General features: G+C 68.4%; 21 protein-coding genes. 12 read left to right on the top strand and 9 right to left on the bottom strand.

The window, feature by feature from the left end; all coding sequences use genetic code 11:
• Positions 1 to 108 precede the first annotated feature (108 nt).
• Positions 109 to 1,722 carry an MFS transporter gene (locus ABIC21_RS05980; RefSeq protein WP_354349500.1) on the bottom strand — a complete coding sequence of 538 codons (1,614 nt, stop codon included), beginning with the start codon at positions 1,720 to 1,722 and terminating at the stop codon, positions 109 to 111.
• Between the two features lie 400 nt (positions 1,723 to 2,122).
• Here ABIC21_RS05980 and ABIC21_RS05975 point away from each other — a divergent pair, with 400 nt between their 5' ends.
• Together ABIC21_RS05975 and ABIC21_RS05970 are read left to right on the top strand one after the other, a co-directional pair.
• The gene (locus tag ABIC21_RS05975; RefSeq protein ID WP_354349499.1) at positions 2,123 to 2,350 is read left to right on the top strand and encodes a hypothetical protein; all 228 of its coding nucleotides are present in this window, start codon (positions 2,123 to 2,125) and stop codon (positions 2,348 to 2,350) included.
• A 109-nt stretch (positions 2,351 to 2,459) separates the two neighbouring features.
• Entirely contained in the window at positions 2,460 to 2,717 is a 258-nt protein-coding gene (locus tag ABIC21_RS05970; RefSeq protein WP_354349498.1) for a hypothetical protein, read from the top strand.
• Positions 2,718 to 2,808: 91 nt separating this feature from the next.
• On the opposite strand, the gene ABIC21_RS05965 is transcribed toward ABIC21_RS05970, so the two are convergent.
• A complete protein-coding gene (locus ABIC21_RS05965; protein ID WP_354349497.1) occupies positions 2,809 to 5,370 on the bottom strand; it encodes an ATP-dependent DNA ligase in 2,562 nt (853 codons plus the stop codon).
• A gap of 40 nt (positions 5,371 to 5,410) precedes the next feature.
• Between ABIC21_RS05965 and ku the strand changes: the two genes are divergently transcribed.
• Entirely contained in the window at positions 5,411 to 6,421 is a 1,011-nt protein-coding gene (ku, locus tag ABIC21_RS05960; protein ID WP_354349496.1) for a non-homologous end joining protein Ku, read from the top strand.
• A 32-nt stretch (positions 6,422 to 6,453) separates the two neighbouring features.
• On the opposite strand, the gene ABIC21_RS05955 is transcribed toward ku, so the two are convergent.
• The 6 genes from ABIC21_RS05955 to ABIC21_RS05930 form a co-directional block, all read right to left on the bottom strand.
• Positions 6,454 to 6,741: a DUF7218 family protein gene (locus tag ABIC21_RS05955; RefSeq protein WP_354349495.1), complete on the bottom strand. Its 288-nt coding sequence runs from the start codon at positions 6,739 to 6,741 to the stop codon at positions 6,454 to 6,456.
• A gap of 283 nt (positions 6,742 to 7,024) precedes the next feature.
• Positions 7,025 to 7,303 carry an HPr family phosphocarrier protein gene (locus ABIC21_RS05950; protein ID WP_056428072.1) on the bottom strand — a complete coding sequence of 93 codons (279 nt, stop codon included), beginning with the start codon at positions 7,301 to 7,303 and terminating at the stop codon, positions 7,025 to 7,027.
• A 57-nt stretch (positions 7,304 to 7,360) separates the two neighbouring features.
• Complete coding sequence (locus tag ABIC21_RS05945) at positions 7,361 to 9,430, bottom strand: PTS fructose transporter subunit IIABC (RefSeq protein ID WP_354349494.1); 2,070 nt, start codon at positions 9,428 to 9,430, stop codon at positions 7,361 to 7,363.
• Positions 9,431 to 9,432: 2 nt separating this feature from the next.
• The gene (locus ABIC21_RS05940) at positions 9,433 to 10,419 is read right to left on the bottom strand and encodes a 1-phosphofructokinase family hexose kinase (RefSeq protein ID WP_354349493.1); all 987 of its coding nucleotides are present in this window, start codon (positions 10,417 to 10,419) and stop codon (positions 9,433 to 9,435) included.
• On the bottom strand, positions 10,416 to 11,219 hold the full coding sequence (locus ABIC21_RS05935) for a DeoR/GlpR family DNA-binding transcription regulator (RefSeq protein ID WP_354349492.1): 804 nt from the start codon (positions 11,217 to 11,219) through the stop codon (positions 10,416 to 10,418). Before ABIC21_RS05935 ends, ABIC21_RS05940 begins: the two co-directional genes overlap by 4 nt.
• Before the next feature lie 552 nt (positions 11,220 to 11,771).
• Complete coding sequence (locus tag ABIC21_RS05930; RefSeq protein WP_354349491.1) at positions 11,772 to 12,035, bottom strand: DUF6458 family protein; 264 nt, start codon at positions 12,033 to 12,035, stop codon at positions 11,772 to 11,774.
• 367 nt (positions 12,036 to 12,402) lie between these two features.
• Between ABIC21_RS05930 and ABIC21_RS05925 the strand changes: the two genes are divergently transcribed.
• From ABIC21_RS05925 to ABIC21_RS05905, 5 genes are all read left to right on the top strand, one after another.
• Positions 12,403 to 13,623, top strand: coding sequence for a beta-ketoacyl-[acyl-carrier-protein] synthase family protein (locus ABIC21_RS05925; protein ID WP_354349490.1), 1,221 nt, complete (start codon positions 12,403 to 12,405; stop codon positions 13,621 to 13,623).
• A 9-nt stretch (positions 13,624 to 13,632) separates the two neighbouring features.
• Positions 13,633 to 14,277 (top strand): alpha/beta hydrolase, encoded by a 645-nt coding sequence (locus ABIC21_RS05920; RefSeq protein WP_354349489.1) that lies wholly within the window; start codon positions 13,633 to 13,635, stop codon positions 14,275 to 14,277.
• A 137-nt stretch (positions 14,278 to 14,414) separates the two neighbouring features.
• The gene (locus tag ABIC21_RS05915; RefSeq protein WP_354349488.1) at positions 14,415 to 15,449 is read left to right on the top strand and encodes a LacI family DNA-binding transcriptional regulator; all 1,035 of its coding nucleotides are present in this window, start codon (positions 14,415 to 14,417) and stop codon (positions 15,447 to 15,449) included.
• A 141-nt stretch (positions 15,450 to 15,590) separates the two neighbouring features.
• A complete protein-coding gene (locus tag ABIC21_RS05910) occupies positions 15,591 to 16,328 on the top strand; it encodes an HAD family hydrolase (protein ID WP_354349487.1) in 738 nt (245 codons plus the stop codon).
• 79 nt (positions 16,329 to 16,407) lie between these two features.
• The gene (locus ABIC21_RS05905) at positions 16,408 to 18,738 is read left to right on the top strand and encodes a glycoside hydrolase family 65 protein (RefSeq protein ID WP_354349486.1); all 2,331 of its coding nucleotides are present in this window, start codon (positions 16,408 to 16,410) and stop codon (positions 18,736 to 18,738) included.
• Positions 18,739 to 18,795: 57 nt separating this feature from the next.
• On the opposite strand, the gene ABIC21_RS05900 is transcribed toward ABIC21_RS05905, so the two are convergent.
• Positions 18,796 to 20,181: an MFS transporter gene (locus ABIC21_RS05900; protein WP_354349485.1), complete on the bottom strand. Its 1,386-nt coding sequence runs from the start codon at positions 20,179 to 20,181 to the stop codon at positions 18,796 to 18,798.
• Between the two features lie 102 nt (positions 20,182 to 20,283).
• Between ABIC21_RS05900 and ABIC21_RS05895 the strand changes: the two genes are divergently transcribed.
• The 4 genes from ABIC21_RS05895 to ABIC21_RS05880 all read left to right on the top strand — a co-directional run bounded on the left by ABIC21_RS05895 (position 20,284) and on the right by ABIC21_RS05880 (position 23,780).
• On the top strand, positions 20,284 to 20,883 hold the full coding sequence (locus ABIC21_RS05895; protein WP_354349484.1) for a hypothetical protein: 600 nt from the start codon (positions 20,284 to 20,286) through the stop codon (positions 20,881 to 20,883).
• Between the two features lie 103 nt (positions 20,884 to 20,986).
• Positions 20,987 to 21,847: a hypothetical protein gene (locus tag ABIC21_RS05890; RefSeq protein WP_354349483.1), complete on the top strand. Its 861-nt coding sequence runs from the start codon at positions 20,987 to 20,989 to the stop codon at positions 21,845 to 21,847.
• Positions 21,838 to 22,587: a LamB/YcsF family protein gene (locus ABIC21_RS05885; protein WP_354349482.1), complete on the top strand. Its 750-nt coding sequence runs from the start codon at positions 21,838 to 21,840 to the stop codon at positions 22,585 to 22,587. The genes ABIC21_RS05890 and ABIC21_RS05885 overlap by 10 nt, the downstream gene beginning before the upstream one ends.
• Positions 22,588 to 22,958: 371 nt before the next feature.
• On the top strand, positions 22,959 to 23,780 hold the full coding sequence (locus tag ABIC21_RS05880; protein ID WP_354349481.1) for a hypothetical protein: 822 nt from the start codon (positions 22,959 to 22,961) through the stop codon (positions 23,778 to 23,780).
• Positions 23,781 to 23,831 lie beyond the last annotated feature (51 nt).

The raw sequence follows: 23,831 nt of genomic DNA, 5'->3' as shown, positions 1-23,831 counted from the left end.
CAATGGGTAATCACGCAAGGCAGGCCTCAATGGGCGGGACTTCGCTACAGAATCCGGATTAGCCGGCAAGGCTCAGGATGAACCCTGCCGGGCTGCCAGAGGGCAAGCTCAGGCGCCGGCGGGGACCTTATCGGCGTCCCGGGCCGCCGTCGAACCGGCCACTGAATCTGCCGGGGCCGCGGTAAACGGCATGTCCATTTCCACCAGGTCGATCAGCGGGTTCTCGTCCTGGTTCGCGACGATTTCCTTGGCCTCGGCCTGGGTGTCCACGCTGGGCATGGAGCCCGGCAGCGGGCGCTGGGCCGATTCCTTGAGGAAGTAGATCGCGATGGCACCGATCGCCGAGGTGGCCATCAGGTAGTAGGCGGGCATCATGTCATCGCCGGTGGCGCCGATGAGGGCGGCAACGATGAAGGGAGTGGTGCCGCCGAAGATGGCCACGGAGAAGTTGTACGCGATGCCCATGGCGCCGTAACGGCTCGCCGTCGGGAACTGCGCCGGCAGGGCCGAGGCCAGGTTGGCCACGTAGAAGGTCACCGGGAAGGCGATCAAACCCAGGCCCAGGAGGGTGGACCAGATTTCTCCGACGCCGATCAGCATGAATGCCGGGGCGGCCAGGACCACGGTGCTGAGCGCGCCGATCCACAGCACGGGGCGGCGGCCGATCCTGTCGGACAGCTTGCCGGTCAGCGGAATGCACAGGCTCATGATGACCAGCACGGGGATGGTCAGCAGGGTGCCGTGGACAGGATCGTAGCCCTTGGATTCGGTGAGGTACGTCGGCATGTAGGACGTCAGGGCGTAGCCGGCGGTGTTCGCGGCTGCGACCAGGATCATGGCGACGATGAGTGAACGCCAGTAAGCCTTGACGATGCCCACGGGGCCCTTGGAGGCGGTGACGTCGGCGGACGTGGCGTCCTTCGCGTTGGCCTCCTGGGCGTCCAGGGTGGCCTGGAACTGCGGGGATTCCTCGATCTTGTTACGGAAGTAGACCGCGATCAGGCCCAGCGGGCCGGCAACGAGGAACGGGATCCGCCAGCCCCACTCCTCCATGGCGCTCTGGCCGAGGGTCAGCTGCAGGACGGAGACGAGGGCGGCGCCGAGGGCGAAGCCGAGGTAGCTGCCCATGTCCAGGAAGCTGGCAAAGAAGCCGCGGCGCTTGTCCGGGGAATATTCGCTTACGAAAGTAGTGGCACCGGCGTACTCGCCACCGGTGGAGAAGCCCTGGACGACCTTGAGCAGCACCAGCAGGGCAGCAGCCCACATGCCGATCTGCGCGTAGCCGGGGAGCAGGCCGACGGCGAACGTGCTCGCGGCCATCAGCATCAGGGTCCAGGCGAGGACCTTCTGGCGGCCCACCTTGTCGCCGAGCCAGCCGAAGATGACTCCGCCCAGCGGGCGGGCAATGAAGGTGGCGGCGAAGGTACCCAGCAGGAACAGGGTCTGCACGGACTTGTCCGCTTCGGGCAGGAACACCGGTCCCATGGTGGTGATCAGGTAGCCGAACACGCCGACGTCGTACCATTCCATGGTGTTACCCACGATGGTGCCGCCGAGGGCTTTTTTGAGCATCGGCTTGTTGACGACGTTGACGTCGGACTCTTTGAGTCGACGGCGCGTCCGTAGCTTCGGTTTCTTCGCACCGGTGGGTGCAGCTTGGTAGGTTCCGCTGGCGTTCATCACGCCTGCTGAAGAGTCGGTCGTGCTTCGGTCTTTGGGCATTTGGGCCGCTCCTAGGGGGGTCATTTGCTTGCGACTTGTAGCTGCCCCGCTCTGGGCAGGCTTTCAATTTTACGCGATTTCTATGGTGTTTCCGAGTTTGGTGCCGTATCATCCAGTGTTTCGGCCCCGATCGGGGTCTTGTTAGCGGATTTCTTTTCCGCGGTTTCACCGCGCCATTGCACGGAAACCCCGGTCTGCGCCGTGGGCTGCGGAAACTTTTTCCCCGCGGGACCGCAGAAGACCGTAAATCCGGGCCAAATTGCACGATTGGGGCCGGCGCGGCCCGCCCGCCGGGAGGCCCCGCCGCACCGTGAAACAGGGGGTACCCAAGGGGTCCGGAAAGCGCTTAGGGTTGACATCAGTGCAGTGCTGATCACGAGCCACCCAAGGAGAACAGTCCATGACTGGCAAAGAGACCAAGAAGAGCGGCAACAGCGGGGCCGAGGGGGACGACAAGTCCCAGGCCAAGCAGGGGAAAGGCATCAAGTCGCGGCTCACGGACGCCCAGCGGGAGATGCTCGAGAGCAAGTCGCGCGGCGGCGCCGCCTCACAGAGCGTCGGCCACAGCCACAAGCCCACGCACGTCAGCGGCAAGCAGGGCCCGGCGGAGAAGAAAGTGCGCTGGTAGCCCTACAGACATCGCACGCCGGCCGACCTACGATGGTTGGACACTTCGTTTCACAGCTTATTTCGACGACGCAAGTCGGCAGCGCAAATCGAGAGCGGAAGGAAGAGCAATGGCGGAACACCAGTTCGGAGACGAGATCAATCCTGAGGTTGCCAGTCATTTAGCGGAGTCCATGGATGAGGCGCCCGGGCCGGAAACGAAACGTCCCGCCCCGCCCACCGCGGCCGACGGGAAACAGTGGCCGGACGGCAGCGGCAAACACCGCCATCCCAAAGAGCACGATGTCCAGCACGGCCGGCTGGGGCACGAGGCCGCGGTGAACGCGGTCCACCGGATCACCCCGCCGGACACCCCGCACTCCTCCTGAACCAACGTCTCCTGAACCAACGACGGCGCCCCGCGCCGGCGGCAAATAGCCCGGGACGGCCTGCAACGGCCGCCCGGGCTTTCCACTGCCTTCAGTCCGATTCCAGCACCACGTCCGCCGGGCTCTTATCCAGCCGCCAGCCGCGCCAGACCGGGTGCCGGAGCTTGCCGCTGCCGGTCCATTCCCCGTAGGTGACCTCCCCGACCAGCTTGGCGCTCACCCAATGCGCGTCCGAGGCGTCGGCCGCCGGCACCTCATCGAACGGCGAGGTCTTCCGGGGCAGGGCATCGAGCTGCTGCCGCAGTTCCTTGAGCTCCCGGGCGCTGAATCCGCTGCCGACGCGCCCGACGTAGCGCAGCTTGGAACCGGCCGGGATCCCCAGCAGGAGTGAGCCGACGGATTGCCCGCGCACGCCTTTGCCCGGCCTCCAGCCGCCGACCACGACTTCCTGGGTGCGTTCGAACTTGAGCTTGAGCCAGGACCTGCTGCGCTGCCCGACGTAGCGGCCGTCCGTGCGCTTGGCCATCACACCCTCCAGCCCCAGCTCCTCGGCGCTTTCCAGGATGTGCCGGACGTCGCCGTCGATCAGCTGGGACAGTTCCACCGGGCAGCCGGACCTGGTGTGGAACGCTTCCAGCCGGGCCCGCCGCTTGCGCAGCGGAAGGCGGCGCAGGTCCGTGCCGTCCTCGGACAGGAGGTCGAACAGCATCAGCCGCACGGGCGTCGACGACTGCGCCCTCGCGACGTCGGCGGCCCTGGTGAGCTTCATCCGCCCCTGCAGCAGTCCGAAGTCGGGCCGCCCCGAGGGGCCGACGGCGATGATCTCGCCGTCGGCGACGAAATCCCGTTCCGGCCAGCAGGTGCGGTCCGTCAGTTCCGGGTACGCCGCGGACATGTCGTTGCCGTTGCGGCTGATCAGGCGGACCTTGCTCGCGTCTCCGACCACCAAGGCCCGCACCCCGTCCCATTTGAGTTCAAACTGCCAGTCCTTGCCCGGCAGGTCCGCGGCCGTACCGGGGCTCGCGAGCATCGGCAGGAAGTCCGCCGGGTCCGGGGCTGCGGGCTGCCCGCTTGCCGGCGCCGCGGCGTCGGATTCCTGCGCGGTCGACGTCGCCGGCTCCTCCGCCCGCGGGGGCGCCTGGCCCTTCTTCCCGCCCGGCGGGTCCATGAGGTGGATGAGCCACTGGTCGTCGCCCCGGCCGGTGTGGATCAGCGCGAACCGGCGGGCACCGCCCAGTCCGCCGTCGTCCTGGCCGGTGAGGGTGGCAATGACCTCTTTTCCGGCAATCCACTTCTCGCACTCGTAGTAGCCGCGGTCCCAGATGCTGATGGTTCCGGCGCCGTACTGGCCCTTGGGAATGGTGCCTTCGAAGTCCGCGTAGTCCATCGGATGGTCCTCGGTCTGGACTGCCAGGTGGTTCTCTGTCTTGCTGGTCGGGACCCCCTTGGGCAGCGCCCAGGACACCAGCACGCCGTCGCGCTCCAGCCGGAAGTCATAGTGCAGCCGGCTGGCATGGTGTTCCTGAATGACGAACTTCTCCCGGAGGGTGCCGCCCTCTGTCGCCGCGCTTCCCGTCTCCGCACTTTCTATCTCCGCACGGTACCGTTCGGCGGTGAACGGCTCCGGGGTCGAGGCCGCATCCCGCTTGGCACGGTACTTCTCCAGCCGAGGGTCGGAGGCGCCGCCGTCGCCGTGCGCTTCCCCGGCGGAGCCGCCCGGACGGCCGTGCGTCGGGGCCACCGGCCGGCCCCTGCCGGAGATGACGGCGAAAGGGTCCTTGCCGGACTTCACCCGTTGCAGGACCTCCTGGTAGTCGAGCTGGTGAAGGGACGGTGAGCTGAGCTCGCGCCAGGTCCGGGGCGCCGCCACGGTGGGCCGGAGCCGTCCGCGCAGGGAATAGGGGACGATGGTGGTCTTTGCGGCGCTGTTCTGGCTCCAGTCCACCAGGACCTTGCCGGTGCGCAGTGTCTTCCTCATGTCGCTCACGGCCAGCTCCGGGTGATCGGTTTCCAGCGAGCGTGCCAGTTCGTGGGCGAAGTCGGAGATCTGCTCGGAGCTCTGCGTGCCGTCCAGCGCGGCGTACAGGTGGATGCCCTTGCTGCCGCTGGTCACGGGCACCGGGTCCAGGCCCACGTCCTGCAGGATGGTGCGGGCGAGCTTCGCGACCTCAACGCACTCGGCCAGCCCCGCCCCCTCGCCGGGATCCAGGTCCAGCACCAGCCGGTCCGGCGGCAGGGCGTTGCCGTGCGAGTCGACGCGCCACTGCGGCACGTGGATCTCCAGGGCCGCGATCTGCGCGAGCCAGGCCAGGGTGGCCGGATCGTTGACCAGCGGGTACTGGATGGTGCGTTCCTTGTGCGTGATGGAGGCCCGCGGCACCCACCCCGGCGTCGAATGATCCAGGTTCTTCTGGAAGAACATCTCGCCGGGGGCATCGGCCGTACCGACGCCGTGCACCCAGCGTTTCCGGGTGGCCGGGCGGTTCGCGGCGGCCGGGATCAGGACGGGGGCCACCGCAGCGTAGTACGCCAGCACATCGGCCTTGGTGGTGCCGGTCTCCGGATACATCACCTTGTCCAGATTAGTGACCACCAGTTCGCGGCCGCCGACCCGGACCCGCTCCTTGTTGTTGGCGGATGCCCGTTCAGCCAAGGGGCTTCACCTCCACGCAACTGTGATGTTCACTTGATCCATGAGAGCCATCTGGAAAGGCGCGATAGCGTTCGGGCTGGTCAACGTGCCCGTCAAGGTCTACAGCGCGACCGAGGACCACGACATCAGCCTGCACCAGGTCCACAATGCCGACGGCGGACGGATCCGCTACCAGCGCCGCTGCGAGGTCTGCAGCAAGATCGTGGACTACGAGGACATCGACAAGGCCTACGAGGACGACGGCCGCACGGTGGTCCTCAGCCGGGAGGAGCTCAAGTCCATCCCGGCCGAGAACAGCCACGAGATCGACGTCGTCCAGTTTGTGCCGGCCGAGCAGCTCGACCCCATGATGTTCGAGAAGAGCTACTACCTGGAGCCGGACTCCAAGTCGCCCAAGGCCTACGTCCTGCTGCGCCGGGCACTGGAGGACACCGACCGGGTGGCCATCGTCCAGTTCGCCCTGCGGGACAAAACCAGGCTGGGCGCCCTCCGGATCCGGGGTGACGTGCTGGTGCTGCAGGGCTTGCTGTGGGCCGACGAGGTGCGCGAGGCCAGCTTCCCGTCGCTCGAAACAACGATCCGCATCTCCGCCCAGGAGCGTGAGATGTCCGCCGCGCTGGTCGACTCGATGGCGGCGGACTTCGAACCGGACCAGTTCACCGACGACTACCAGCTGCAGCTGCGCCAGCTCATCGAGGCAAAGCTGGAGAAGGGCGAGTCCTTGGACACCGAGGAAACCTTTGGCGTCCCGGCGGCCGAGGCTGGCAGCGGCGAGGTGATCGACCTGATGGAGGCACTCAAACGGAGCCTGGAGAAGAAACGCGGCGGAGGGGCAGCGTCCGCCGACGAACCCGCCAAGTCGACTACCAAGCCCGCCGCCAGGTCGGCCGCCACCAAGTCCACGGAGGCCAAGTCGACGGCGGCCAAGCCCGCGCCGAAGGCGGCCGCCCGGACCGCCGCTAAGGCAGCGCCCAAGACCGCAAGCAGGGCCACCGCGACCAAGACCGCCGCGCCGAAGACGGCCGCCAGGAGCGCGCGGAAGGAGGCCTGAGCGGTCGGCTGTCCGGCCCGTGGCCACCGGGATCAGGAGTTCCGGAGCGCGGAAATGAGCTCGCTTTTGTTCTTGGCCGAGTAACCCTTGAGGCCGATTTCCTTGGCGCGTTTCTTGAGCTGGGGGACGGTCCAGTCCTCGTAGTCGCCGGCTTTCCCGCCCTTGCGGCCCACGGCTGACCGGCCGTCCCGGGCTGCGGCATTGGAGATGCGGGCGGCTTTCTGCTTCGACGCGCCGTCCTCGATCAGCTCTTCGTAGAGTTCCGCATCCTTGATGCTGGGGCTCTCGGACCCCCGCGGGGAGTTCTTCCTCGTGGGCATGGCTACCTCGGCAGCCGGTTGTACGCGGCGGACACCGGAACGTCGACGTCGATGCTTTCCTGCACGTTTGCCACGGGCTTGCCTCCTTCGGCCGGGAAATCGTCCTGCGGCAGGCCACGGTGAGTGGTGCCGCGGATTCCAAACTAGCCGCGCCGCCGGGCCGTGACAAGCATTTACTAAGTTTGCTGAGGGATGTCCGGGGGCCCGGGAACGCAGAGGCCCGGCCGCACCCTGGGAGGGTGCGGCCGGGCCTTGGATCCGGCGGTATCGCCGGAAGGTGCCGCTATTCGGCGTCGTGGTCCGTTTCGAGGATCTGGACCAGGCGTTCCAGGGCGGCGTCGGCGCCGTCGCCCTCGGCGCGCAGGACCACAACCTCGCCGTGGGACGCGCCCAGGCTCATGAGGGACAGGATGCTGGCGGCATCCATGGCCTCGTCAACGGGCTCGCCCAGCCGGGCAATGGTGATTTCGAGATCGAACTCGCCTGCAGCCTCGGCAAAGATGGCGGCCGGGCGGGCGTGCAGCCCGACGCGGCTGGCAATGGTGGCGTTACGTTCGGTCATTTTTGCTCCTTGGGTTTTGCTTGGGGAATATCAGCCAGGAAGGTTTTTCTGGACGGCTCAGGCGGCTACGGGAACCTGTTCCACCGTATCAACCGGCTTCTTTACTGCGTAGCGCTTGAGCCCGATGATGGCGAAGGCCGTGACGACGGTGCCGGCCGCGATGGCGACGACGAACATCAGGAAGTTGTCGATGGCGAAGAAGACGAAGATGCCGCCGTGCGGGGCCTTCGATCCCACGCCGGCTGCCATCGAGATGGCACCCGTGACCGCTCCGCCGAGCATGCTGGCGGGGATGACGCGCAGCGGGTCGGCGGCGGCGAAGGGGATGGCGCCTTCGGAGATGAAGGAGGCTCCCAGCAGCCAGGCGGCCTTGCCGTTTTCCTGCTCCGCGAGGCTGAAGAGTTTCTTGTTCAGCACGGTGGAGGCGAGGGCCATGGCCAGCGGCGGGACCATGCCCGCTGCCATCACGGCCGCCATGATCTGCCACGGGGCCTGGTTGTCGATGGTTGCTGCGCCGAGGCCGGCGACGGCGAAGGCGTAGGCAACCTTGTTGACCGGTCCGCCGAGGTCGAAGCACATCATCAGGCCGAGGATGACGCCGAGGGCGATGGCGCTGGCGCCGGTGAGGCTGTTCAGCCAGTCGTTGAGGCCCACGGTGAGTGCGGCGATCGGGCCGCCCAGGACCAGGAACATCAGGCCGGACGCCACGAGGGATGCCACCAACGGAATAATGACCACCGGCATGAGTCCGCGCAGCCAGCGGGGGACACTGATCTGGCCGATGGCATGTGCCGTGTAGCCTGCCAGCAGGCCGCCGACGATGCCGCCGAGGAAGCCCGCGCCCATGAACCCTGCAACGGCACCGGTGACGAAGCCGGGGGCGATGCCCGGCCGGTCAGCCAGGGCGAACGCGATGTAGCCGGACAGTGCCGGGACGAGGAAGCCGAGGGACAGGGCGCCAATCTTGAACATCACGGCACCCAGGTACGCGCCCAGCGGGCCCCAGGCCAGTTCCGGGTACTCGGTGGGCAGATTGGTGAGCGTGTTGTCCGCCAGGATCTTGTCGGCGTAGGCGGTGATGTCGTAGCCGCCCAGCAGGAAGCCAAGGGCGATCAGCAGACCGCCGCCGGCCACGAACGGGATCATGTAGCTGACACCCGTGAGCAGCGCCTTCTTCAGCTTGGTGCCGAAGTGCTCGCCCTTTTCCTCGGCCGCCAGCTGGGCCTGTTCCTCACCAAAGTGCGGGACTCGGCGGGCGTTCGGGTTGTCGGCGGCGGCGAGGGCCTCCTGGACCATCTTGCCGGGCTCGTCGATGCCGCGCTTGACGGGGGCGTTGATGACCGGCATGCCGGCGAAGCGTTCCTTGCCGCGCACGTCCACGTCCACCGCGAAGATCACGGCGTCGGCGGCCGCGATCACGGCCGGGTCAAGGGGCTTGGCGCCGGAGGAACCCTGCGTCTCGACCTGCAGGTCCACGCCGGCTTCCTTGGCCGCGGCCACGAGCGAATCGGCGGCCATGTAGGTGTGGGCGATGCCGGTGGGGCAGGCGGTCACGGCGACGAGGCGCTTGGGGCGGGGGGCCCCGGCCTTTTCCGGCTCGGTGCTAGCGCCTGCTGCGGCGGAGCCTGCCGCAGCGGCAGCGGCTGCTCCCGCCGCCGGAGCTGCGGCGGCGGGCTTGTCCGCGAGGGCACCCTCGACGAGCTCGACGACCTCGGCCTGTGAGCCGGCGGCGCGCAGGGCAGCGGTGAAGTCCTTTTTGATCAGGGAGCGGGCCAGCCTGGAGAGCAGCTTGAGGTGCTCCTGGTCCGCGCCTTCGGGGGCCGCGATGAAGAAGATCAGGTCCGCGGGGCCATCCTTGGCGCCGAAGTCGACCGGCTGGGAGAGCCGGGCCATGACCAGCGTCGGTTCGGTGACCGCCGTCGAACGGCAGTGCGGGATGGCGATGCCGCCGGGGACGCCGGTGGCGGTTTTCTGTTCCCGGGCGAAGGCGTCGGCAAAGAGGCCCTCCACTTCGGTGGCGCGTCCGTTGGCTGCAACTTTGCCTGCCATGTGCCGGATCACGTCCTCGGGCGTGCTGCCCAGGTTCTGGTCGAGCTCGACCAGTTCGGTCGTAATGAGCTGAGTCACTGTCAATCCTTCCGGAGGGCCGTGATGGTTACGGCATCAGGGGTGGTTTGGTGGACTGCCGGGACTGTGGAGCCCGGCAGCGAAGCGGCGGCGGCACCATGGGCCACAGCCTGACGGAGACAACCGGCCGGGGCGGCGCCCTGGCTGGAGGCGAGCAGGTAGCCGGCCAGCGAGGAATCACCGGCGCCCACCGTGCTCACCGCAGTGACCGGCGGGTGCGTGGCAAGCCACGCGCCGTCGGCCGTCACAAGTACCGCACCCTTGGAGCCGAGTGTTGCGAGCACGGCACCCACCCCGGATCGCACGAGGGCGGCAGCAGCCACTGCGGCGGCCGCCGGATCCGCTTCGAGTTCCTCGGCGGACTTGTGCGTGGCGAACCCGGCTGCGGCAGCCAGTTCCACCAGTTCCTCGGCGTTGGGTTTGATGAGATCCGGTTTCCCCAGCGCGTCGCCGGAGATCGCGGCGGCGAGCGGTTCGCCGGAGGAATCGACGGCGATGAGGGGGGCCTCGTTGCCGTGATCCATGGAGCGCAGCCGCCGGGTGACGGTGGCGTAGAAGTCGGCCGGCACCCCGGGTGGGAGCGATCCGGCCAGGACAACCCAGCTGGCTCCGCGGGCGTGGTCCAGGAGCAGCCCGATCAGGGCTTCCTGCTGGTCCGCACTCAGCACAGGGCCGGGTTCGTTGATCTTGGTGGTGACGCCCCCGGGTTCGGTGAGCGCCACGTTGCTGCGCAGCGGCTCGCCGATCGGGAGCGCGGCGAACGGGACGTCGCCGTCGCGGAGGCCTGCGAGGACGGGGTCCGCCTCGGCTCCGGGCAGCACCGCGACTGTCGTCAGGCCGGAGGCGACGAGGGCGCGGGAGACGTTGACTCCCTTGCCGCCGGATTCCTGCCGGACGGAGACGGCCCGCTGTACTTCGCCGCGAAGCAGGGGGCCAGGCAGCGCCACGGTGCGGTCCAGACTGGGGTTGGCGGTCAGCGTGACAATCATGCGACCACCACCTCGACTCCGGCGTCCGCGAGGGCGTCGGCCAGGTCCTGGCTGGGTTTCGTGTCAGTGATCAAGGTGTCCAGATCTTTCAACGAGGCGAACTGGACCAGGGTTTCGGCATCCAGCTTGGAGGCATCAGCCAGCACCACAATGCGGCGCGCTGATTGGACGAAGGCAGCCTTGACAGCGGCTTCTTCAGGATCGGGAGTGCTCAGCCCGAAGGCTGCGTGGATGCCGTTGGTGCCGATGAAGGCGATGTCCGGGCGGAGCCGGCGGGCGGCTTCCACGGTGGACTGGCCAACGGCGGCCTGCGTGATTCCGCGGACCTTACCGCCCAGCAGATGCAGGGCGATGCCGGGTTCCCCGGACAACTTTGCCGCCACGGGCAGCGAGTGGGTGATGACCACGAGTTCCGCGGCGGGCCCGGAGATGGCGGCGGTTGCTGCCGTCCGGGCGGCCAGGAGTTCCGCGAGGGCCTCGGTGGTGGACCCGGCGTCGATCAGGATGCTGCCGGTGCGGTCCTGCGGGATGAGCGCCAGGGCGGCCTCTGCGATCCGGGTCTTTTCCGGCTGCCGCTGGTCGGTGCGGACCAGGATGCTTTCCTCGTTGGTGCTGAAGCGGTCCGGGGACACCGCGCCGCCGTGGACCCGGCGTACACTGCCGGCGGCTTCGAGGGCGGCAAGGTCCCGGCGGACCGTCTCGGTGGTGATGCTGAAACGCTCGGCAAGGTCCGTGACGCTGGCGCGGCCGCTGGCAGTAATGAGCCCAACGATCAGCTGTTGGCGTTCTTCGGCGAACACTGGCTCTCCCTTGCGTCAGTACTGCGGACCTTCCCGCCACTTCAGTGATAGCCATCACAGATAGTGGAGTTGATTGACTTTATCTTTGAATCTGTGGCTTTGTCAATGGAAAACAACATGAACGCAGAAAACTCACCCACCTCCCGTGGGGCATGCCCAGTCTTTGCTGTGACGAGTGGGCATATTGGCACTATGTCCATCCGCGACCCCGCAAGCTGGGCATGTCCCGTCCGGGGCAGCGTGAGCCGCGGGACATGTCCAGTCTTTGTGCCGGGGAGCGGGCATATTCGCTCTATGTCCACTGGTGGCGCCGCAGGCTGGGCATGCCCGGGCTGGAGTTTGGTGAGCCGCGGGACATGTCCAGTCTTTGTGCAGGAGGGTGGGCATATTGGCACCATGTCCATCCTTCACCCGGCAGGCTGGGCATGTCCCGTCCGGGGGGGCTGGTGAGCCCGGGCCCCGGAAACGACGTACGCCGGGCCAGACCTGAGGTCCGGCCCGGCGTCCGGGTCGTTCGAGTGGCGCACCGTGGTGCACAGCGGCGCCCTGGGACTAGATGCCGGCGTCGCGGCTCTCATTCCTGGTGATGGTCTCGCCGGTGTTGGGGTCGACAACGGAGCGGGTTTCGCTGACCCGGCGGGTGCGGCTGCGGCCCGGGGCGGCCAGCACGAGGGAAGCGATCAGGCCGATAACGCCCACCGCCATCAGGATGTAGCCGATCATGGTCTGGTCAACGTTGGGTATCAGTCCGGGGGTGACGGCCCAGGCCAGGATGGCGCCGAGGGCAATGAGGAAGATGGAGGAACCGATTCTCATGACTTGCTCCTTGTGTCCGGTGGGACGGATAGGTAGTGCTAAGCATGCTGTCCAGCGTCACGCTACAGCCCGGTCTGTGTAGTTTCAACGACCCGCTCGGCGTCATTTCGGTCAATTCTCGTGGCACCGCGCTTTCCGCTGCGGCTTCGGACGCCCGCGGCGCGGACCCGGGGTGCAGCTGTCCGTTTCCGCAGCGGATTCGCGGCGGCGACTCGGCGCGGCCCGGGGCAGGGGATCGCACGTACTCTTAAAGGGCGCATCGCGGCAGCCCCCATGCCTGCCGCCCGCCGTTTGACCCCGCTACGCCCCGCCCACCTGCCCCGCGCTGCCGCGGGCCCATGGCGGGCCTCACAGAAATGCCGGTGCCATGCCTGAAGCTTCCCCCAGAGTCGTTGTCACCGGACTGGGCGCCGTGACCCCTGTTGGCGGGACCGCCGCCGAGACCCGGGCGGCGCTGCTCGCCGGGCGGTCCGGTATCACGGCGCTTGAGCAGGACTGGGCGCAGTCGCTGCCCGTCCGCATTGCCGGCCAGGTGAAGGTCGACGTTGCCTCGCTGCTGACCACTCCCGAATACAAGAGGATGGACCGGTGCGGGCACCTGGCGCTGATCGCCGCCCGGGAAGCGTGGGAGCAGGCCGGCCGCCCGGAGGCTGATCCGGAGCGCCTGGCGGTGGTGATCGGATCCGGCTACGGCGGCCTGGACACCACCCTGGAGCAGGCCCGGACGCTGGATGCCAGCGGCCCGCGCAGGGTTTCCCCGCATACCCTCACCCGGATCATGACCAACGCCCCCGCGGCCTGGGTCTCCATCGACGTTGGCGCCAAGGGAGGGGCGCGCACACCGGTGAGTGCCTGCGCTTCCGGGGCGGAAGCCATCTCCCAGGCCGCCGACATGATCCGGGCCGGCGCGGCGGACGTGGTGATCGCCGGCGGAGTGGATTCCTGCATCAATGGCCTGATCATCAGCGGCTTCGCGCAAATCCGCGCCTTGTCCACCCGCAACGGGGACCCGCAGTCCGCGTCGCGGCCCTTCGACCGGGACCGGGACGGATTCGTGATGGCCGAAGGCGCCGCGATCCTGGTCCTGGAACGTGAGGACCACGCCCGGGCCCGCGGGGCGGAAATCCTGGGTGTCGTGGCCGGGACCGCGGTCACCTCCGACGCCGTCGACATCGTCGCTGCCGACCCGGCCATGCAGCGCCGGGTGATGGAAAAGGCAATCGCCGCCGCTGGCCTTGGCGCCGGGGACATCGGGCTCGTCCACGCCCACGCGACATCCACACCGGTCGGCGACCGTCTGGAAGCCGAAGCGATCAGGGCCGTGCTTGGCAACCAGGTTCCCGTCACGTCCACGAAATCCCTCACCGGGCACCTCCTGGGCGGGGCCGGCGCGCTCGGAGCCATCGTCATGATCCAGGCCCTGAAGACCGGGGAAGTCCCCGGCACCGGCAACCTTGACCAGCCCGACGACGGGATCGACCTTAACCTCCTCCGGGAAACCGCGGCAGCACAGCCGGCCCGGGCGGGCATCGCCAACGCGTTCGGATTCGGCGGGCACAGCACCGCGCTGGTGATCACCGAAAGCTAGGCTGTTCCGATGGAGACAGTCGTCTGGTCCAGGCCGGAACACGAACGCGCCGGCACGCCGCTGCTGGTGATGCTGCACGGCTACGGCCGGGACGAATCGCGGATGGCGAAGCTCTTCGGGAGCCTGCCGTCCGGGTTCACCTGCGCCGCGCTGCGCGCTCCCAAGGAGATCGGGGACGGCTACGGCTGGTTCCTGCTGGACTACTTCCTGACCCATGACTTCGCCGACGTCATCTCCTCCACCAATGCAGTCTTCAGTTGGATCGAATCCGTCAAAGCGCAGCACAGCAGCGTCAGCCTGTTCGGCTACTCGCAGGGCATGGCCATGGCCAGCACCCTGCTGCGGCTGCGGCCCGCGCAGTTCCGGGCCGTCGTCGGGCTGTCCGGTTTTGTTTTGGAAAACGAGCTCCTGGCGATGAGCGAATCGTTCGAGGCCCGCCCGCCCTTCTTCTGGGGCCGGGACCGGGACGACGTGGTGATCAACGACGCCGCCACGGAACACACCGAGGCATGGCTGCACGAGCATACGCAGCTCACGGCGCGGACCTACCCCGGAATGGGCCACTCGATCTCTGCGGCGGAACTCGTGGACGTCAGTGCATTCCTCCGCCACTACGTGCTGCGCCCCGACGGCCGGGCCCAGAGCGCCCCTTAGCCCGCGGAACCTTCGCCCAACAGTGCCAAACGGCCTTTAACCGTTTATCCACTTGCGCGCCAATTTTGTAAGCGTTTACACTCGACGTTGGCCATGTACACGGCCCACTACTTCAGGGGGAAGAAAGGGCTGAGCCCGTGCTGCAGGCTAAGACGCCGCGCGTCACCATCCAGGACGTCGCCGCCCTTTCCGGACTCTCCATCTGCACCGTCTCCCGCGCCCTCCGGGACCTCCCGAATGTTTCCCTCGAGGCCCGGGTAAAAGTCGGCGATGCGGCTGCCAAGCTGGGATACAAGGCCTCCCCGGCAGCCTCGCGCCTGGCTGGCGGACGCACCGGTTGCGTGGCCATCATCGTCCCCACCGCCACTGCCTGGTTCTTCGCGCAGGCCGTGGAAGCGGCGGAGGAGATGTTTGCCGACAGCGGCTACGACACCGTCCTGATCAGCCTGCGCAACCGGCCCAGCGTGCAGCACCAGCTTTTCGCTGACCTCACCGGGCTGGCCCAGCGGGTCGACGGCGTCCTGCTTCTCAATATCGCCCTCAGCGCAGCCGAACTGGCAGCCCTCGCCGGTTCGGGGCTCGCCGTGGCCAGCGTCGGCATGCACGACGTGCCCTGGGACAACGTCGGGATCGACAACGAGGAAGCGGCGCGCACCGCCACCGAACACCTGCTGGGCCTGGGTCACTGGGACCTGGCCATGCTCTGCGGCAGCGAGGCGGGCGAGCCCTCCCTGGTGACCGCCAACGAGCGGCTGCGGGGATTCGAACAGGCCCTCAGCGCCCATCACCTGACGGTCGATCCGGACCTGGTCCTGCCAGCTGGGTCCAGCATCGAAGGCGGCAGGGTGGCCATGATCGAGCTGATCGAAAACCGCCGGATGCCCTCAGCGATCCTTGCCGGCTGCGATGAAACAGCCTTCGGCGCGCTCATGGCGCTGAGGGACCTCGGTTTGTCTGCACCGAAAAACGTGTCCATCATAGGAATAGACGATCATCAGATGAGCTGGTTCCTGGGTTTGAGCACCATCTCCCAGCCGGTCGCCGACCAGGGCGCGTTCGCGGCCAGCCTGCTGATAGAACGGCTCCACCGCTCCGGGCTTCCGAATCCCCCGGCCAGCCACGTGCTGGACACCAAACTGCTACCGCGCAAAAGCACCCGCCGCAGGCGGTGACCGGAACCGGCCGCGCGGCCGGACTCCTCCAGAACTCCCCGCACACCGCCATGGCGCCGTCCGCTGCCGGCGCCCACTGCCGCCAAGCGAATGGCGTGCCCACCGATTTTGTTTACCTTCGTCTGAAAGGACAACCGATCCATGACTGAGCTTTCCAACAGCACCCCTTCGAGCTGGACCGGGGCCTCCGCCATCCTCTTTGACCTCGACGGCGTCCTGACCCCCACCGCGATCGTGCACGAACGCGCGTGGCAGGAACTCTTCGACGGCTTCCTCAAGACCGTGCCCGAGGCGCCCGGCTACCGTGAAAGCGACTACTTCGACCACATCGACGGCAAGCCGCGCTTCGACGGCGTCCGCGACTTCCTGGCCTCCCGCAACATCGTCCTGCCCGAGGGCCCGCTCGATGACGATCCGGCAAACAACACCGTCCACGGACTGGGCAACCGCAAAAACAAGGTCTTCAACGACATCGTCGAGGCCGGCGGCGTCAAGCCCTACGAAGGCTCCGTGCGCTTCATCGACGCCGCACTGGCCCGCGGACTCAAGGTCGCCGTCGTCTCCTCCTCCCGCAACGCACCCGCCGTGCTCAAGGCCGCCGGTCTCTCCGACTACTTCCCGGTGGTGGTCGACGGCGTCGTCGCCGTCGCCGAAGGCCTGCCCGGCAAGCCCAGCCCGGCGACCTACGAGTACGCTGCCCGGCTGCTGGGCCTGCCCAGCGAGGAATGCGTCGTCGTCGAGGACGCCATCTCCGGGGTCCAGGCCGGAAAGGCCGGGAACTTCCACTCGGTGATCGGCGTGGACCGCGGTGCCGGCCGGCAGACGCTGCTGGATTCCGGCGCCACCCTCGTGGTCAGTGACCTCGACGAGCTCCTCTAGCCTCCGTTCCGCGCCCCCGCCGCCGCACCCGGCACAGACACTTTCACCACCTGATTCTTTACCGCCTGAAGGAAAAACCATGGCCCTCATCACTTCGGACCGCGCACGGTTCCCCAACGACCCCTGGCAGCTGGTCGAAACCGTCCACCTCCCCGGCAACGCCGGCACGCTGGAGACGCTCTTCAGCCTGGGCAACGGCCACCTCGGCATCCGCGGCGCCCACTGGGCCGCCGCCGACGCCGAACTGCCGGGCAGCTTCATCAACGGCTTCCATGAGACCTGGGACATCAAGCACGCCGAGAACGCCTACGGTTTCGCCCGTACCGGCCAGCGCATCCTGTACATCCCGGACGCCAACAACTTCACCGTGATCATCGACGGCGAAACAATGAGCCTGGACGAATCCACCGTGCTGGACTACCGGCGCAGCGTTGACTTCGCCACCGGCGTCTACGAGTGCCGGATCACCTGGCAGTGCCGCTCCGGCGCCACCGTGACCACCACCGAACGCCGCGCCGTCGGCTACCAGTCCCGGGGTGCGCTCGGCATCTCGCTGGAACTGGCCGCGGACCGGGACATCTCCGCGGACGTGACCTCCTCGGTGATCAACCGCCAGGACCAGCCGGTCGATGACCACTCGGCCCATGACCCGCGACGCGCCGGCCGGCACGCCGGGCGGGTGCTGCTTCCCGTGCGGCTCGACGGCGGCGACGGGTCGCTGCGCCTGTCCTGGGAGACCGCCGAATCCAAACAGCGCATCGGGCTGGCCGTGGACCACTGGACGAACGCCGGTGTGCAGCCTTTCGACACCCTGGTGCAGGAGGACGACAGCAGCGTGCGCTACGTCCTGGCCGTCGGCGCCGACGAGCCGTTCGTGCTGGAAAAGAGCGTCAGCTACGCCGTCGGGCAGGCCTCCGAGGACCTGGCCGACGACGCGGAAGCGGGCCTCAAGCCGCTCGCGGAGATCTTCGCCGAAAGTGCCGCGCACTACCGCGAGTACTGGACCACGAGCGACATCGTCCTCGCCGGCCAGACCGAACTCCAGCAGGCCGTCCGCTGGAACCTCTTCCAGCTGGCCCAGGCCACGGCCTGCGCCGACGTCGCCGGCATCCCGGCCAAGGGCGTCAGCGGGTCCGGCTACGACGGCCACTACTTCTGGGACCAGGAGGTGTACCTCATGCCGTACCTGACGTACACCAGCCCGGGCAACGCCCGCCAGGTCCTCGAGTTCCGCCACGACATGCTCCCAGAGGCCAAGATCCGCGCCAAGGAGCTCAGCGTGGACGGCGCGCTCTTCCCATGGCGCACCATCAACGGGCTCGAGGCCAGCGCGTACTACGCCGCCGGCACGGCCCAGTTCCACATCGCCGCCGCGATCGCCTTCGCCACCAACCGCTATATCTGGGCCAGCGGCGACCAGGCGTTCCAGGAAACCCTCGGCTCGGAGCTGCTGATCGAGACCGCCCGGATGTGGGTCTCACTGGGCTTCTTCGGCAAGGACGGGCTCTTCCACATCCACGGCGTCACCGGCCCGGACGAGTACACCGCCGTCGTCAATGACAACCTGTACACGAACGTCATGGCCCGGTTTAATCTGCGCGCCGCGGCGGCGCTGGACCACCCGGAGATCGACGACGCCGAACGCCAGCTCTGGGAGCAGGCCGCCAACCGGATGCAGCTGCCCTACGACGAGGACCTCCAGGTGCACTCCCAGGACAACGACTTCATGACCCTGGAGCCGTGGGACTGGAGCACGCCCCGGGCCAAATACCCGCTGCTGCTGCACTTCCACCCCCTGGTGATCTACCGCCACCAGGTCCTCAAGCAGGCGGACAGCGTGCTGGCCATGTTCCTGCAGTGGCAGGACTTCACCGCCGAGGAAAAGCGACGCGCCTTCGACTTCTACGATCCGATCACCACCGGCGACTCCACCCTGTCCGCGTGCGTGCAGGGCATCATGGCCGCCGAGGTCGGCTACGCCGATGCCGCGCTGGACCACTTCACGCATGCGCTGTTCATCGACCTGGACGACACCCACGGCAACACGATCGACGGCGTGCACATCGCCTCCACGGGCGGGGTGTGGAGTTCACTGGTCAGCGGCTTCGCGGGCCTGCGCGACCAGGGTGCGGTGCCGTACTTCGACCCGCGGCTGCCCGCCGGATGGGACGGGCTGTCCTTCCACCTGAAGATCCAGGGCCGGTTGCTGCAGCTCGAACTGGCGCAGGGTTCCATCAGCCTGACCGTGCGCGAGGGTGCACCGCTCGAGGTCGATGTGCGCGGTGAGCTGCTGACGGTCGACGGCGACACGGTGCAGGTTCCGCTGGCCCCGGTCGCGGCACCGGAGCCCACGATCTTCCCGAGCGGACTCCCGACGGCGTCGATCCCGATCGTGCGCGCGGCGGTCTGAGCACGCCCAAGCAACGCGGGGTCACTCGGCGCCCATAATCCCCGGCGGATATGGGCGCTACGTGACCCCGCGTTGCTTTTGGCCGGGCCGCCCTGGTCCGGAGGCGTCGGCAGGGGCACTGGACGGTGAAGGGGCAGGGCCAGGGGCCTGGGCATCGGCGAGGCTGTCCACCTGGCCGTGGTCCAGCGGGTGGGCGAGTTCGTCGGCCGGCATCCGGGCGACGGCCATGGCGACGGCGGCCATGACCGGGCAGACCGTCCCGGCGACCAGGAAGATGAGCCAGATCGGCAGCACCTCCGCGGCGGGTCCGGCGAGGGCCATGGAGACCGGCATCAGGGCCAGCGAGACGAAGAAGTCCAGGCTGGACACCCGGCCCAGCAGATGCGCCGGCACCCGGCGCTGCAGCAGCGTCCCCCAGATGACCATTCCCATGCCGCCGGTGGCGCCGAAGATGAACAGTGCGGCGGCCAGCGCCCAGAAGCTGTCGATGATGCCGACGGCTGCGAGCGGCAGGCTGCCCGCACCCCAGCCCACCATCATGACGCTGAGGTAGCGGCGCGGCAGCGGGAACGAGGCGGTGGCCAGCGATGCCGCGGCCCCGCCGACGCCGGCGATCGCGAGCAGGAAGCCGAACATGCGCGCGTCGCCGCCGAGCTGGTCGCGGACCACGAACGGCAGGAGCACCTCAATCGGGCCGATCAGGAACAACACGGAGATGCAGGCCCACAGCAGGGTCCACAGCAGCCAGGGCGTGCGGACCGTGTAGCTGACACCCTCCCGGAGGTCGTGCAGCACGGACGTTTTGGCGGGTTCCCCGGACACGGCCTCCCGGCCCTCTCCGCTGTCCGTCCGGGGCTGGTGGTGGAGCAGGTTGAGGATGGAAAAGGCCAGCAGGTGGCATACCGCGACCCCCGTCACGGCGTGCGCGGGGGACAGGGCCGCGACCAGGATGCCAGCGACGGCGGGGCCGGCGGCCTGCTGCAGCATGGGGCGCATGGTCCCCTCCATGCCATTGGCCGCGAGCAGGTCCTCCGGCGGCAGGATCCGGGGGAGGATGGCGGAGTAGGCGGGGAAGAAGAACGCGGCCCCGACGCCCAGCACAAACCCGCCGAGCGCCAGATGCCACAGCTGCAGCCAGCCCAGCAGGGCCAGCCCGCTGATGACGGCGATGACGGCAAGGTTGGCACCCTCCACCGCGATGATCAGGAGCCGCTGCGGGAACCGGTCCGCCGCGATGCCGCCGGCGAGCACAAATGCGACGAGGCCCACGCTGCCCGCGGCCGCCACGAGGGAGAGCTCCAGCGGGCCGCCGCCCAGGTGGATCACCTCATAGACCATGGCCACGGCCCACATGCCGGAGCCGAAAATGGAGATGGCCAGGGCCGATATCAGCACACGGTATTCCCGGTGCGCGAACGGGCGGAGGGCCCTCAGTGAGCGCATGGCTCCAGTCTAGAGGCCCGGTCCTGACCCGTCCCAGCCCGTCCGGAACCGTATCGGCGGGGCGCTTCCGCGCCACGGGCACGCCCCGGATAGGCTCCTGCTATGAACACTTCGGGCGGCTCGGCCACAGCAACTTCGCGGCGCAGCCTGGCCCTCATCGGCGCCAACGCGGGACTCGCCCTGCACCCGGTGGACGCCGGTGGAACGCTGCTGCCGGGCGAGCCGGCGAGCTGCTTCGCCTCGTTCTGGATGGTCGACTGGTCGCGCTGGGGCGCAGGCAATGCCCTGCTGGTCGCCACCCTCCAGGGCTGGCGGAGCTACGGCACCAGTGAGTTCTTCGCCGCGTCCCTGGCGGAAGAACTGACCCGGCATTTCCCGCAGGCTGCCCGGTTCCCGCTGGGCGCCCTCACCCACACCGATGACGAGTTCGACGTCGGGCTCGACGCCGGGCGGGGAGTGCACGCCACCGGACGGAAGGCCGCGCTGGAGATCAGCGGTGTCCTGGACCGCCGGCAGTTCGCGGCTCCCAACTTCCAGCTCGGAGACTCCAGCGCCTCGCTCAGCAACGTGTACCTGCCGTGCGGCACCGGCCGGCTCGTGGAGTTCGGGGTGGAATGGCCCGGCGCCGCCAGCGTGTACCCCGGGCCGCTGGGCCCGGCGTCGTCGGCGTTCGTGGCCGTCGCTGAATCGTGGGCTCTCTAGCCGCCGTCGAGGACGGGCGGCCGAGGCGCGGACCGGCGGGCCCGTGGCCTAGTGTTAACACCAGACGAAGCTCAGCACCCTTATAGTTCACCGAGAGGCGACGATGGCCAAGCGCAGCAACCCGGCAATAAAGATTGCCCAGAAGTCAGCACACAACGCGATGTTCGACGCCCAGGGCAAGCCCAAGCCGGGCGTCCACAATGTGCTCCTGCGGGCCGTGGAAGTCCAGCGCCCGCTGGTGCTGGCGAACATCCGCCGGCTCCAGCGGAGAAATCCGCAGGCCACCGCGGCGCAGCTCGCCGCGACCCTGGAACGGGACTACCTCATTGCCGTCACCGGCGGCGGCGCGCTGGTGGGTGGAGCGGCCGTGATCCCCGGCGTCGGGACGGCCGCAGCCCTGGGCCTCTCGGCCGCCGCGACCGTCGGCTTCCTGGAAGCCACCGCGCTGTTCTCCACGTCCCTCGCCGAACTCCACGGCGTCCGGCTGGTGGATCCGGAGAAGGCCAGCACCCTGGTCATGGCGATCATGCTGGGCGAAGAGGGCACCGCACTGTTGAGCTCGCTGAGCGGGCAGGCCGCGGGACACGGCAAGGGCCCCACACAGGCCTGGGGATCCCTCTTTACCCGCCGGGTGCCGCTCGCCGGCTTCGGGACGGTGCGGGAACGGATCCAGACAATGTTCCTCCGGACCCTGCTCAAACAGCAGGGCACGGCACTGCTGGGCCGGGCGCTGCCGTTCGGCATCGGCGCCGTCGTCGGCGGCGTGGGCAACCGGATGATGGGCCGTGCCGTCGTCGCGAACGCCAAGGAGGCGTTCGGCCCGATGCCGCTCGTCATTCCGGGCGAACTGGGCGGCCCGGCACCGGCCGCAAGCCCGGCGGACGGCCCGGAAGCCGACCGCCCGGCAGCAGTGCGGGGCAGCAAGGACAATGCAGCGCAGGAAGGCGGCACGTTTTGGATCTGAACGCTGACTTGGGGGAGTCCTTCGGGACCTGGACCATGGGCGACGACGCCGCAATGTTCCCGCTGGTGACGAGCGCCAGCGTGGCCTGCGGACTGCACGCCGGGGACCCCGTGACCATGCTCGACACCTGCCGGGCCGCCTACGAGCTCGACGTCCGCGTCGGCGCGCACCTCGGCTACCCGGACCTCGCCGGCTTCGGCCTCCGGTCCATGGACATCACCTTCGATGACCTCTTCGGCGCCGTGCTCTACCAGCTCGGCGCCCTGGACGGGGTGGCGCACGCGGTCGGCGCCTCGGTGGACTACGTCAAACTGCACGGGGCGCTGTACGACCGGACCGTCCGCGACGCCGAACAGGCCTCCGCCGTCGTCGCCGCCATCCAGGCCTACGACCCGGGACTTCCCGTCCTGGGCTTCCCGGGCTCCGCGCTGCTCGGCATCGCCCGGGAAGCCGGCCATCCGGTCTTCGCCGAGGCCTTCGCCGACCGCGCCTACCTGCCGGACGGCACCCTCGTGCCGCGCTCGCAGGACGGCGCCATGCTCGACGACGTAGGCCGGATCACCGAACGCGCGGTGCGCCTCGCCACGAAGGGCGAGGTCGAGGCCGTGGACGGCACCGTGCTCCGGATCGAACCGCAGTCGCTGTGCATCCACGGGGACACCCCCGGATCCATCGCCACGGCCGCCGCGATCCGCGCGGCCCTGGAAAGCGCCGGCGTCGAACTGGAGTCCTTCGCCTAGAAGCCGCGGTATCACCCGGGGGCCGGTCGGCCCTGTTGGTACGACCCGCCGGTCCCTAGCGTTGGTCTCATCGAAGCCGCCCTCGAACAGGTGGGGGCGGTTTCCCGGAACTGGGGGAGACCATGCGCGTTCATCGGATCCGTGCTTCTGGACAATGCCTGGCGCTCTCCGCGGCGCTTGTGCTTCTCCTCGGCGCATGCGCACAAGGGGGTACGACGCCGTCCGCCGGGTCGCCGTCGTCAGGTTCCGGCAATCCGGCCTGCGATCTCATCACACCGGAGATTGCAGCCAAGGTGGACCCGAGTTTCGCCGGCATGGGCCAGAACCAGGCCGCCAAACCTCCAGGGAGTCCCGCCTACCTGTGTAGCTACATGAGCAAATCGGACCAGGGCATGAACGCACTGACCGTGGCATTGACCTCGCCCGCGTCGGCGGCGGAGATCGCCGGGGCAAAGAAGACGCCGGACTGCTCCCCCGTAGCGGGCATCGGCGACTTCGCGTGCTTCCAATGGACGGGGTGGTTCCGCGGCGAGGCCGGCGGGGCGTCGGCCAACACGGTCCTCAAGGCGGTCCGCGGCAACGAGTCACTCGACCTGCGCGTCGTGGCGACACCGCCGATGACGTCCGGGATCCCCGTCCCGGACGGCAACGCCACGGCCCGCGCGCTCGCCCAAGCCGCCGTCGAGGGAGGCTGGGGCAACGGGAGTGCGCTCAGTGTTCCGTCCGCACCGCCCGTCGGCCCGCAGACCACGACCGACAATCCGGTGTGTGCCCTGGTCAGCGCCGGCGCAGTCCAGCAGGCGTTCGGCGCGACAACCCAGGCGCAGGTCCTCCCGGGCGAGGGCAGCTGCCGGTACACCTTCGGCGCTCTGGGTACGCCCGGACCCGACTCGCTCCTGTTTTCCATCGAATTCCATGAGGGCGGTGCCTCATTGATGTCCCGGCCGGTGCCGGACGGCCAAGAAATCGAGGGGGTTGGAGACAGGGCAATCCTGATCGTCCGGACGGACGCCGGCGGACCGAAGGCCCTCCGACCGCCCAGCGACGTACCGCTCACGAACATGTCCCTCATGGTCGCACGCGGCCAGAACATGGCCATTTTCACCGCGCAGATCCTGATCTCCCCGGCCGGTCCTACGGCCGAGCAGATCAAGGACAAGCTCATCACCCTCGTCAAAGGTATCAATTTCTGACCCTGGGCTGGGGTCTGGCCAGTGCCGTAAGGCCCTATCCGGGCCAGATTC

Source organism: Pseudarthrobacter sp. PvP090 (genome assembly GCF_040547365.1).
Lineage (GTDB): Bacteria > Actinomycetota > Actinomycetes > Actinomycetales > Micrococcaceae > Arthrobacter.
The sequence above is the reverse complement of the archived record's forward strand: the minus strand, read 5'-3'. Positions and strand labels throughout refer to the sequence as shown.